Annotated in this window: 12 protein-coding genes and 1 pseudogene; 2 read left to right on the top strand and 11 right to left on the bottom strand. The window is 64.9% G+C overall.

The genetic code is table 11. The features are described from left to right. From B0G62_RS30760 to B0G62_RS30735, 5 genes and pseudogenes are all read right to left on the bottom strand, one after another. Positions 1-362, bottom strand: a pseudogene (locus tag B0G62_RS30760) (electron transfer flavoprotein subunit alpha/FixB family protein); the annotation flags it as partial. 23 nt (positions 363-385) lie between these two features. Then, entirely contained in the window at positions 386-1,135 is a 750-nt protein-coding gene (locus B0G62_RS30755; RefSeq protein WP_103707940.1) for an electron transfer flavoprotein subunit beta/FixA family protein, read from the bottom strand. A gap of 269 nt (positions 1,136-1,404) precedes the next feature. Beyond that, entirely contained in the window at positions 1,405-2,202 is a 798-nt protein-coding gene (locus tag B0G62_RS30745) for a MetQ/NlpA family ABC transporter substrate-binding protein (protein ID WP_103707938.1), read from the bottom strand. A 91-nt stretch (positions 2,203-2,293) separates the two neighbouring features. Then, entirely contained in the window at positions 2,294-2,947 is a 654-nt protein-coding gene (locus B0G62_RS30740; RefSeq protein WP_103707937.1) for a methionine ABC transporter permease, read from the bottom strand. Further along, the gene (locus B0G62_RS30735; RefSeq protein WP_103707942.1) at positions 2,937-3,974 is read right to left on the bottom strand and encodes a methionine ABC transporter ATP-binding protein; all 1,038 of its coding nucleotides are present in this window, start codon (positions 3,972-3,974) and stop codon (positions 2,937-2,939) included. The genes B0G62_RS30740 and B0G62_RS30735 overlap by 11 nt, the downstream gene beginning before the upstream one ends. Before the next feature lie 395 nt (positions 3,975-4,369). Between B0G62_RS30735 and B0G62_RS30730 the strand changes: the two genes are divergently transcribed. After that, positions 4,370-5,203, top strand: a complete 834-nt coding sequence (locus B0G62_RS30730; RefSeq protein WP_407671270.1) for an alpha/beta hydrolase — start codon at positions 4,370-4,372, stop codon at positions 5,201-5,203. A 10-nt stretch (positions 5,204-5,213) separates the two neighbouring features. Here B0G62_RS30730 and B0G62_RS30725 read toward each other — a convergent pair whose 3' ends face one another. After that, positions 5,214-6,140, bottom strand: coding sequence for a histone deacetylase family protein (locus B0G62_RS30725; protein ID WP_103707936.1), 927 nt, complete (start codon positions 6,138-6,140; stop codon positions 5,214-5,216). 286 nt (positions 6,141-6,426) lie between these two features. Between B0G62_RS30725 and mltB the strand changes: the two genes are divergently transcribed. Beyond that, positions 6,427-7,752 carry a lytic murein transglycosylase B gene (gene mltB / locus B0G62_RS30720; RefSeq protein WP_103707935.1) on the top strand — a complete coding sequence of 442 codons (1,326 nt, stop codon included), beginning with the start codon at positions 6,427-6,429 and terminating at the stop codon, positions 7,750-7,752. 103 nt (positions 7,753-7,855) lie between these two features. Here the strand turns inward: mltB and cysM are convergent, their stop codons facing one another. The 5 genes from cysM to B0G62_RS30695 form a co-directional block, all read right to left on the bottom strand. After that, entirely contained in the window at positions 7,856-8,758 is a 903-nt protein-coding gene (gene cysM / locus B0G62_RS30715) for a cysteine synthase CysM (RefSeq protein ID WP_103707934.1), read from the bottom strand. Positions 8,759-9,011: 253 nt separating this feature from the next. Then, positions 9,012-9,368, bottom strand: a complete 357-nt coding sequence (locus tag B0G62_RS30710; protein ID WP_103707933.1) for a ComEA family DNA-binding protein — start codon at positions 9,366-9,368, stop codon at positions 9,012-9,014. Between the two features lie 78 nt (positions 9,369-9,446). Then, positions 9,447-10,439, bottom strand: a complete 993-nt coding sequence (gene rfaD, locus B0G62_RS30705) for an ADP-glyceromanno-heptose 6-epimerase (RefSeq protein WP_103707932.1) — start codon at positions 10,437-10,439, stop codon at positions 9,447-9,449. 95 nt (positions 10,440-10,534) lie between these two features. After that, positions 10,535-11,527 (bottom strand): D-glycero-beta-D-manno-heptose-7-phosphate kinase, encoded by a 993-nt coding sequence (gene rfaE1, locus B0G62_RS30700; protein ID WP_103707931.1) that lies wholly within the window; start codon positions 11,525-11,527, stop codon positions 10,535-10,537. After that, a partial coding sequence (locus B0G62_RS30695; protein ID WP_244193450.1) for a UDP binding domain-containing protein occupies positions 11,490-11,942 on the bottom strand: 453 nt, incomplete at its 5' end. The genes B0G62_RS30695 and rfaE1, both read right to left, overlap by 38 nt.

Genomic DNA, 11,942 nt, shown 5'->3' with positions numbered 1-11,942 from the left:
TCCGGCGAATCCACAGCCGTGATGTCGCTGATCTGCGCGACGTCGAGCTTCGCGGCGATACGCGGCGTGACGTTCTTGCCCGATGCCGTTGCCGGCGCGAGGATGTGCGAGTAGTTCTTTGCAATCGCGAGAACCGTCGCTTCGACGTTCTCGGCCAGACCTTGCGCGAGTTGCGGCGCATCGGCCAGCAGCACCTTCGACACGCCCGCGATCTTTGCCGCTGCATCAGCCGCAGCCTGTGCGTTGTGACCCGCGACCAGCACGTGCACGTCGCCGCCAATCTTCAGCGCCGCTGCCACCGTGTTCAGCGTCGCGGCCTTGATCGACTGATTGTCGTGTTCAGCGATTACCAGATTCACCAGATTCGTCATTTTTCCATCGCTCCTTACAGCACCTTGGCTTCGGTCTTCAGCTTCTCGACCAGCGTCTTCACGTCGGCGACCTTCACGCCTGCCGAGCGCTTCGGCGGCTCGACAACCTTGAGCGTCTTCAGGCGCGGCGTGACGTCCACACCGAGGTCTTCAGGCTTGATCGTTTCCAGCGGCTTCTTCTTCGCCTTCATGATGTTCGGCAGCGTGACGTAGCGCGGCTCGTTCAGGCGCAGATCCGTCGTGACCACTGCGGGCAGCGTCAGCGAGAGCGTTTCCGCACCGCCATCGACTTCACGCGCGACCGTAGCCTTGCCGTCGGCGACCGTGATCTTCGAAGCGAAGGTCGCTTGCGGCAGATCCGCCAGCGCGGCGAGCATCTGGCCAGTCTGGTTCGAATCGTCGTCGATGGCCTGCTTGCCCAGGATGATCAGCGAAGGCTGTTCCTTGTCGACCAGCGCCTTGAGCAGCTTGGCGACAGCCAGCGGCTGAAGGCCTTCGTTCGACTCGATCAGGATCGCGCGGTCCGCGCCGATCGCCAGCGCCGTGCGCAGCGTTTCCTGCGCCTGCGTCACCCCTGCGGAAACAGCGATCACTTCCGTCGCCACGCCCGCTTCCTTCAGACGCACCGCTTCTTCCACGGCGATTTCGTCGAACGGGTTCATCGACATTTTCACGTTCGCGATGTCGACGCCCGTGCCGTCCGACTTCACACGAACCTTCACGTTGTAATCGACTACGCGCTTGACTGGCACAAGGACTTTCATTCACATGCTCCGAAGTTACGAATACGTCAACCTGGCGGACATTATAGCGATAGCGTTCCCGCGCGCATCCGCCGCCAGCATTTTTCCCGCACGACCTGCTTTGATTCTGCAGCCGCCCCTTTTTCTCGGCCTGGCTGCGTGCCTAGCTACCTTCGTCGCCAATAGCGAACGGTCGTGCGATTTTATGTCGGAAAAAACCCGGGCTCAAGCCCGGGCTCCGACTGAATTCTCTATCTAATTCGCGTCGCGGCTGGACTCGCCCACCAGGATTACCAGGAAGCGATCACCGCCCCGCCGAATTTCTGCTCGATGTACTGCTTGACCTCCGGCGAACGGTACGCCGCCGCCAGCTTCGCCGCCCAAGGCTTGTTGCGGTCTTCGGCGCGGATCGCAAGGATATTCACGTACGGCCCGTGCGGATCTTCGATCGCAACCGCGTCTTCCCGGGGCTTCAGACCCGCCTGCATCGCGAAGTTCGTGTTGATCGCGGCGGCGTCCACATCGTCGAGCGAGCGCGGAATCTGCGCCGCGTCCAGTTCGATGATCTTGAGCTTCCTGGGGTTATCCACGATGTCGATCGGCGTGGCCTTCAAACCCGCATCGGCGCGCAGCTTGATGAGGCCCTGCTTTTGCAGGAGCAGCAACGCGCGACCGCCGTTGGTCGGATCGTTGGGCACCGCAATCCGTGCCCCCGGCTTCAGGTCCGCCAGCGTCTTGATCTTCTTCGAATAGATGCCCATCGGGAAGGTGACCGTGTCCGCGAGCTTCACGAGCTTGTAGCCACGGTCTTTCACCTGCGCATCCAGATACGGCTCGTGCTGATAGCTGTTGGCGTCGAGATCGCCGCCCGCCAGCGCCGCATTCGGCTGCACGTAGTCCGAAAACTCGACAATCCTGATGTCGAGGCCGTTCTTCGCCGCGACGCGCTTCACCACTTCCATCACCTGCTCGTGCGGGCCGCCCGTCACGCCTACCTTGATGGTTTCGCCCGCACGCGCGAGCAGCGGTGCGGCGAGTGCCACAGCGCCGAATGCCGCAGCCATCCGGATCGCAAAACGACGTTGCATAAGCCTGACCTTGTCTCTCTAGTGTTTATCCATAGCGAAAAACGCCCGGCCAGCCTCGTCGGTTTGGACGATCGATCGCCTTATTTATGGCTCATTTATGACTGAGGCGGCGCACCAGCCAGTCGCCGAACGACTGCACGATCTGCACGAACACGATCAGCACCACGACCACGAGCAGCATGACCTCAGGCTCGAAGCGCTGATAGCCGTAACGGATGCCCAGGTCGCCCAGGCCGCCGCCGCCGATCGCACCGGCCATCGCCGAATAGCCGACCAGCGAGATAAAGGTGATCGTCAGGCCCGCCACCACGCCCGGCAGCGATTCGGGCAGCAGCACCTTGAAGACGATCTGGCTGGTGGTCGCGCCCATCGACTGGGCGGCTTCGATCAGGCCGCGATCGACTTCGCGCAGCGCCGTTTCCACCAGACGCGCGATGAACGGCGCGGCGGAAATCGTCAGCGGCACGATGGCGGCCGCCGTGCCGATCGACGAACCCACCACGATACGCGTAAACGGAATCACGGCCACCAGCAGGATGATGAAGGGCGTCGAGCGCACGGCGTTGACGACCACGCCCATGGCGCGATTGACGGCGACGTTCTGCAGCACGCCGTTGCGGTCCGTCAGATAGAGCAGCACGCCGAGCGGCAAGCCCACAGCGGCGCCGACCAGTCCGGAAATGCCCACCATGATGAGCGTCTCCCAGAACGACTGGACGAACATATCGAACATTTCACTCCACATGGGACAGCTCCTCGACCACCACACCCTGCTCGCGCAGCCACGTCATCGCCTGCGCCACCTTCACCGCATCGCCGCCCGCGAGCACCGCGAGCGAGCCGAACGCCTGCCCCTGGATCTCGTCGATCTGGCCATGCAGGATGTTGAAATCGAGTTCGAAGCGGCGGATCGTCTCCGACAGCACCGGCTGATCGACGCCCGAGCCCTTGAAGGCCAGACGCAGCAGATGGGCGTTGCCCTTCGCCAGACGCTCGACCACGCGCGCCTTGAGCGTAGGCGGCAATTCCTGGGCGATGACGTCGCCGAGCAGCGCGCGCGTGACTTCGTGGTGCGGTTGCAGGAACACGTCGAGCACCGGGCCGGTTTCCACCACACGGCCCGCGTCGAGCACGGCCACGCGGTCGCAGACCTGTTTGATCACTTCCATCTGGTGCGTGATCATCACGATGGTCAGGTTCAGCTCGCGGTTGATCTTGCGCAGCAGATCGAGAATCGCGCGCGTCGTTTCCGGGTCGAGCGCCGAAGTCGCTTCGTCCGAAAGCAGCACCTTCGGCTTGCTCGCGAGCGCGCGCGCAATGCCCACGCGCTGCTTCTGGCCGCCGCTGATCTGCGAGGGATAGCGGTCCTTCTGCGCCGTCAGGCCCACGAGATCGAGCAGCGGCAACACCGCCTCGTCGATCTGCGCGCGCTTCATGCCCGCGAGTTCGAGCGGCAGCGCGACGTTTTCGAACACCGTGCGCGACGACAGCAGGTTGAAGTGCTGGAAGATCATGCCGATCTCGCGGCGCGCGGCGCGCAGGTCCGCGCTGGAGAGCGACGTGAGCGTGCGCCCGTTGACGACGATGTCGCCTTCGGTGGGCCGCGTGAGCAGATTGAGGGTGCGCACGAGCGTACTCTTGCCCGCGCCGCTGCGGCCGATGATGCCGAACACCTCGCCCTGCGGAATCGTCAGGTTGACGTTGTGCAACGCCTCGACCCAGCCGCCTTGCGGACCGGCAAAGCGTTGGAACACATTTCGAATTTCGATCATGAAAAAAACGAAACGGCGGGGTGTGCCGCGCGCCGCTGGAATCTTGCAACGATCTTTCAACCGCACAAGCCACGTCGCGCCGGCAGACTGCCGCCGTTTGCTGGACTGGAATCAGCTCGGCATTTTACCCTGGCTCGCAAAATTCCTTTTAATAATCAATTCCGATAATTTCATAACTCCTGCTCATTAGAGGAGTCGTGCGGCGAAATGCGGGTGTCTCCGCGCCGAAACGGCGCTACCCTGCCCCGACTGCCCGATCCCGTTTCAGACAATAACGACACCATCCAGGAAATCCAGGAAAAGAGGCGTATATGGAGACAAACCAGGCGGCCACCGTGCCGAACCGTGTTGCCGATGGCGCACAAAATGGATATGGCGCGGCCGAGACCGTCACGCTGCGCGCCCGCGACGGCACAGAGCTGCCGCTCTACGCCTGGCGCACGCGCGACATGCCCGCGCGCGCCGCTATCGCGCTGATCCATGGACTCGCCGAGCACGCGGGCCGCTATACGGCACTGGCGGCGCGGCTGAACGCTGCGGGTATCGATGTCTATGCGATCGATCTGCGCGGCCACGGGCGCGCGAGCGGCCGGCGCGCCACCATTCATCGCTTCGACGATTATCTCGATGACGCGGAAGCGCTCATCGCGCATGCCGCTGCGCAAACCGCGAAGCGCCACACGCCGCTCTTCCTGATGGGGCACAGCATGGGCGGCGCGATCGCCGCGCTCTACGCCATCGAGCGCGCGCCGCGCGCGGGCGTGAAGTTCGCAGGGCTGCTGCTGTCGAGCGCCGCGCTCGCGCCTGGCCGCGACGTGCCGCAGTGGATGATTTCCGCGAGCCGCGTGATGAGCGCCATCTGGCCGCGCTTTCCGGCCATGAAGATCGACGCCGCGCTGCTCGCGCGCGACGCCGCCGTAGTCGAGGCGAACCGCGTCGATCCGCTCGTGCATCACGGCGCGATTCCCGCGCGCACCGGCGCGGAGTTGCTCGAAGCGATGAAACGCATCGAGGCTGGCCGCGCGCAATTGCGCTTGCCGGTGCTCGTCTGGCACGGCACCGAGGACAAGCTCACGGAACCCGAGGGCAGCCGCGCATTCGGCGCGCAGGTGGGTTCGCCCGACCGCACGCTCACACTCTATGAAGGCAGCTTCCACGAAACGCTCAACGATCTCGATCGCGAGCGCGTGATTGCAGCGATGCTCGACTGGATCGACCAACGCTGCTGAGCGCGCGTTTTCAGATGCCGGCCAACGCGCGCAGATGCGCCACCACGCTGCGCCCGAGCGCCGAGAGGTTATAGCCGCCTTCGAGGCAACTCACGATGCGCCCCTTCGAATAACGCGTGGCGATATCGACGATCTGCTCGGTGATCCACGCGTAATCGTCCTCGACAAGGCCCATGTTGCCGAGATCGTCCTCGCGGTGCGCGTCGAAACCCGCCGAGACGAACACCATCTCCGGCTTGAATTCATGCAGGCGCGGCAGCCACAGGATGTCGATGGCCTCGCGCACTTCCATGCCTTTGGTGCGCGCCGCCATCGGCACGTTGACCATGTTCGGCGCCTGATTGTCGGCGCCCGAGAACGGGTAGAACGGGTGCTGGAACACGCTGCACATGAGCACGCGCGCATCGCCCGCGAACGCGGCTTCGGTGCCGTTGCCGTGATGCACGTCAAAGTCGATGATCGCGACGCGCGACAGGCCATGCACGTCGAGCGCGTGGCGCGCCGCGATGGCCACGTTATTGAAGAAGCAGAAGCCCATGGCGCGCGCGGGTTCGGCGTGATGGCCGGGCGGGCGCACGCTGCAGAAGGCGTTTTCGAAACGGCCCGCGATCACGGCGTCGGTGGCGGCGACCGCGGCGCCCGCCGCGCGCAAGGCGGCCTGCCACGTGTGCGGGTTCATCGAGGTATCGGGATCGATCGCGGCGTAGCCTTCCTGCGGCGCGAGCTGGCGCAGGTAGTCGATATGCGCCTGGGTGTGCACGCGCAGCAGCGCGGCAACGTCCGCGAGCGGCGCGGAGTCGTCGCGCTCGATCAGCGTGTCGATGCGGCTGGCGATGAGCTGGTCTTCGATGGCCTGCAGGCGCGCCGGGCATTCGGGATGCCATTCGCCCATTTCATGCAGCAGACAGTCGGGATGCGTAAAAAAACCGGTCGTCATGTGTCGTACTGGCCGCACGGCGCACGGATGCGCAACACGGGTCTCCATCAGGTCTTTCGTCGGGTGCTGCGCAGGGATTCGCAACAGTCGCGCGGGCCGCGGTCGAGCGCGGACTAGCGTCACGTTACCACACGGCCACTGCATCGTTCGCGCCAGCAGGCGCGGCAAAGGCGTGCAGCGCACACCGCCGGGGTCCGCGGGCAAGCCCATCCGGGGCTAGTGCGCGCGAAGTGCTCGGGTATACTGCCCCGGATCACTTCCTCCCGTTCAGATCCGCTCGCCTCCCATGACGCACAAGTCCGCGCAAAAGTCCGCTCCGTTTGTTTCCGGCCACCCGCGCATCTCGTCTTTCGCCCTCGCGCTCTGCACCGCGGCGGCGCTGTGGACCGGCGCCGCACACGCCCAGACCTCGGCAACGTCCGCCACGAAGCGCAAGCCCGCGACGCTCGCCCAGGCGCAGCCACAATCGCCTCAGGCTGCCTCGCAAGGCCAGACGTTCGAAGAGGAGATCGTTCCGCAGCGCTACGCGAACAACCCGAACGTCGACGCCTTCATCAACGACATGGTCGCGCGCTACGACTTCAACGCCGATGCGCTGCACGCGCTCTTCGCCAGCGCGAGCTATTCGACGACGGCGGTGAAGCTGGTCACGCCCTCGCCCACGCCGGGCACGAAGAACTGGCGCGCGTATCAGGCGCGCTTTCTCGACACCGTGCGCATCAACGCGGGCGTGAAGTTCTGGCGCGCGAACCAGGCCACGCTGCAGCGCGCCGCCGACGAATTCGGCGTGCCGCCGGAGGTGATCGTCGGCATCATCGGCGTGGAAACGATCTACGGCCGCTACATGGGCAACTTCCGCGTGCTCGACGCGCTCACGACGCTCGCGTTCGATTATCCGGATACGCCCAACCGCGCCGACCGGATGGCGACGTTCCGCAAGAACCTGGAAGACTACCTGGTGTGGACGCGCGATTCGCAGATCGATCCATCCTCGGTGCTGGGTTCGTACACGGGCGCGATCGGCATTCCGCAATTCCTGCCGAGCAGCATCGTGCAATACGCCGTCGATTACGAAGGCGATCACCATATCGACCTGCGCGCGAGCACGGCCGATGCGATCGGCAGCGTCGCGAACTATCTGAAGCAGAACGGCTGGGAAACGGGCCGTCCCGTGGTGTGGAAGGTTGCGAACGATCCGGGCAGCCAGGGCATCGCGCAGGCCGCCGCCGATGGCAAGCCGGACCCGCGCTGGCCGCTCGTGCAACTGCTGCGCTCGGGCCTCGTGCTCAACGAACCGGGCGTGGATATCGCCGCCGAGGGTGGCACGCCGGTCACCGTGATCGATCTGCCGACGCCGGGCCGCCCGACCGAGTACATGCTGGGTCTGAAGGACTTCTACGTGCTCACGCGCTATAACCGCAGCTTCTTCTATGCGCTGTCGGTGTATCAACTGGGTATGCGAGTGAAGGCGCAGATGCTGGCAACGCAGCCGGGGAGCAATACCGGGGCGGATGCGGGCGCGGATACGAGCGATGACGTAGGCACAGGGCCGTCGAACGGTACGACGACGCTGACGCCGCAACAATTGCAGCGATTGAAGCAGGCGCAATAAGGCGTAATCAGTCTTCGCGCCACGGAAAACGGGCGGTCTGTCTTACACGACAGACCGCCCGTTTGCATTCGAGCGAGCCGGTTTGACGGCGACGCTTACCCGTTTATGCCGGGAACACGCCCGTCGACAGATAACGGTCGCCGCGATCGCAGACAATGAACACGATCGTCGCGTTTTCGAGCTGACGCGCGAGACGCATCGCGACTTCGCACGCGCCGCCTGACGAAATGCCCGCGAAGATGCCCTCGACGGCGGCCAGACGGCGCGCCATCGCTTCGGCGGCGGCCTGGCTCACGTTCTCGACGCGGTCCACACGGCTGCGATCGAAGATCTTCGGCAGGTAAGCCTCGGGCCACTTGCGGATACCGGGAATGCGCGAGCCCTCTTCCGGCTGCGCACCGACGATCTCGATCGCCGGGTTCTGCTCTTTCAGATACTGCGACGTGCCCATGATCGTGCCCGTCGTGCCCATCGACGACACGAAGTGCGTGATGCGGCCTTCGGTTTCGCGCCAGAGTTCCGGGCCGGTGCCTTCGTAATGCGCAAGCGGATTGTCGGGGTTGGCGAACTGGTCGAGGATGATGCCCTTGCCGTCGCGCTGCATCTGTTCGGCGAGATCGCGCGCGTATTCCATGCCGCCCTTCACGGGTGTGAGCAGGATTTCAGCGCCGTAGGCGGCCATGCTCTGGCGACGCTCGACCGACAGATCCTCCGGCATGATGAGAATCATCTTGTAGCCGCGAATGGCCGCAGCCATCGCCAGCGCGATGCCGGTATTGCCGCTCGTGGCTTCGATCAGCGTGTCGCCCGGCTTGATGCGGCCGCGCTGTTCCGCCTTACGGATCATCGAGAGCGCCGGGCGATCCTTGACCGAACCTGCCGGGTTATTGCCTTCGAGCTTGGCCAGCACGATGTTGTTGCGGGCGCGGATGTCGTCGTCCGGCAAACGGACGAGTTGCACGAGCGGCGTATTGCCGATCGTGTCTTCAATGGTCTTGTATGGCATAGGGGATGGCAGTCAGGCGCGATTACATGATCTATCGATTCTAAACTACGCAGCCTGGCCGCGCAGGGGCGCCCCGACAGTCCATGGTGGCAAGAGGGTCGAGGATAGGAACAAGGCACACGCAAAAAGCCCGCGGCCTGGACCGCGGGTCCAACGTCGCCTGAGCGGTGGTTGAGCGACACCGTGGCGACACCTGAAGGAAACTGCCGCCGCCCCACGCAAAACACGCAGCGCGGCTATCGGGCACAAAACGCTACTTCTTGACCGCGACCGTCGTAGTGCCCGTGGCCGCGCCCTTCGCCCCCGCTGCGGCGCCCGCCGTCTGCGTCGCCGTGCCAGGCTTGCCGTTAGCGGGGCCGACCGACAATCCTTCGGCCTGCAGACGTTCGACGGTATGGCCGCCGAGCCCCTTCACGCGCTTGCCTAGATCGGAGGCGTCCTTGAACGGTCCATGTGCGCCGCGCTCGTCGAGGATGGCCTTGGCGCGCGCGGGCCCGATGCCCTTGATGCCACGCAGCGCGTCCACATTGGCCGTGTTCACGTCCACGGCGCCAAAGGCCTGGCCGAAGGCGGCGAGCAGCGCCACCAGTGCGAGAAATTTCCTGATCATGCTGGATCTCCGTTGATAGCCAACGCCGGCGACCATCGCCGGCGAGGAGAATCCAGTTTAGGGAGAGACCGCTTGCGCTTACACCTGGCCAGATAGCCAACGCACGTAGCGATCGACGCCTTCCTGAACCGTCAGGAACGGCGCGTCGTAGCCCGCCGCGCGCAGCTTCGTGAGGTCGGCCTGCGTGAAGCACTGGTACTTGCCGCGCAGCGCATCCGGGAACGCGATGTACTCGATCAGGCCTTCCTTGACCTGCTCTTCGAGCGTGAGCGCGGGCTTGCCGTCGATGGCGCGCAGCGTGTTGACGACGCTCGTGGCGATATCGTTGAAAGGCTGCGCGCGGCCGCTGCCCAGATTGAAGATGCCGGTCTTTTCGGGATGATCGAAGAAGAACAGGTTGACCTTCACCACGTCTTCCACGGACACGAAGTCACGCGTCTGCTCGCCCGGCGCGTAACCGTTGTATTCGCCGAACAGCTTCACGCGGCCTTCCGCGCGGAACTGGTTGAAGTTGTGGAACGCCACCGACGCCATGCGCGCCTTGTGCGTCTCGCGCTGGCCGTACACGTTGAAATAACGGAAGCCCGCGATCTGGCTTTGCGCCGTGGGCAGCACGCGGCGGATCACCTGGTCGAACAGGAACTTCGAATAGCCGTAGACGTTCAGCGGCGCTTCCACCTCGCGATCCTCGACAAAGCGCGTCGAGCCGCCATAGATCGCCGCCGACGACGCATAGAGGAACTGCGCGCGTTGCGCCAGGCACGCGTCCAGCACCGCGCGGCTAAAGCGGAAGTTGTTCTCCATCATGTAGCGGCCGTCGGTTTCCATCGTGTCCGAACAGGCGCCTTCGTGGAACACCGCGCGCACGTTGCCGAAGTCGCCGCGCGTGAAGCGCTCGACGAATTCGGTCTTGTCGAGGTAGTCGTCGATTTCGCAATCGACCAGATTCTTGAACTTGTCGGCGCGCGTGAGATTGTCGACGGCGATGATGCGGTCTTCGCCGCGTTCGTTCAGCGCCTTGACGATGTTGCTGCCGATGAAGCCGGCCGCGCCGGTCACAATGATGGTCATGGTATTTCTGCGTTGATGAGGTTCACGCGAGGCCGGGAGAACTCTCCAGAAGTCCCGGCCTTGGGGTGCCCGATGGGGCGACTACGCGCGCAACGTCATTGAAAGAGTTCGTCGTAATCGACGGTGGCGGTGCCGAGCTTGCCGACCACGATGCCGGCCGCGCGGTTGGCGAGCGCGACGCCTTCCTGTAGCGAAAGACCGGCGCCCAGCGCGACCGCGACGGTTGCGATAACCGTGTCGCCAGCGCCCGAGACATCATACACTTCGCGCGCGACAGCCGGCGCATGCAGCACGCCGGCCCCGGAAAAGAGCGTCATACCCTCTTCCGAACGCGTGAGCAGCAAGGCGTCGAGTTGCAGATCCTGGCGCAGCTTCGTCACGCGGGCGAGCAGATCCTCTTCGGACTTCCAGGTGCCCACCACTTCGCGCAGCTCCGCGCGATTCGGCGTGATGACGCTCGCGCCGCGATAGCGTTCCCAGTCGTCGCCCTTCGGATCGACCAGCACCGCCTTGCCCGCCGCGCGCGCCTTCGAAATCATCTGCGTGACGTGGGTGAGGCCGCCCTTCGCGTAATCCGACATGAGGATTACGTCGTGCGTGGGCAGCAGCGCGTCGAAGCGCGCGAGACCCGCGAGCAGCGCCTCGTGCGCGGGCGTGTTCTCGAAATCCACGCGCAGCAGTTGTTGCTGGCGCGAGAGCACCCGCAGCTTGATGGTGGTCGGCAGCGCGGGATCGCGTTCGAGATGCGCGTGCACATGGCTTTCGCCAAGCAGCTCGACGATGCGCTCGCCCGGCTCGTCATGGCCGACCACGCACAGCAGCCCCGCCTGCGCACCGAGCGCCGCCGCGTTGCGCGCCACGTTGGCCGCGCCGCCGAGGCGGTCTTCCTGGCGCTGCACGTGCACGACCGGCACCGGCGCTTCCGGCGAGATGCGGTTGACGTCGCCGAACCAGTAACGGTCGAGCATCACGTCGCCCACCACCAGCACGCGCGCCTGGCCGAACTGCTCGCGCGGCACGACCTGGACGTCGGGCGCGAGCGCCGCGTGGTCAGGTTGCTGAGGTTGCTTCGCTTGCGCGTTTGACATGGGGCCGCCCAATCGAGTAGTAGTCAAAGCCGTGTTCCGCCATGGCGTCCGGCTCATAAAGATTGCGTCCGTCGAAGATGCGCGGCGCCTTCAGTTCCGCCTTCAGCGCCTCGAAATCGGGCGCCTTGAAGGCCGTCCATTCAGTCACGATCACGAGCGCATCGGCGCCCGCGAGCGTGTCGTCCTGGCTCGGCGCGAAGGTGATGCGCGCGAGCAGCTCGGGCGACTGCGCCAGATCGAGCGCGAACACGCGGCGCGCTTCGTCGGTGGCGACCGGGTCGTAGGCCGACACCGTCGCGCCGCGCGACACCAGGTCGGCGATCAGGCGGCGGCTCGGCGCCTCGCGCATGTCGTCGGTATTCGGCTTGAACGCCAGGCCCCAGACCGCGAAGTGGCGCCCGCGCAGATCCTCGCC

It is taken from the genome of Paraburkholderia eburnea, from assembly GCF_002917095.1.
Lineage (GTDB): Bacteria > Pseudomonadota > Gammaproteobacteria > Burkholderiales > Burkholderiaceae > Paraburkholderia > Paraburkholderia eburnea.
The sequence above is the reverse complement of the archived record's forward strand: the minus strand, read 5'-3'. Positions and strand labels throughout refer to the sequence as shown.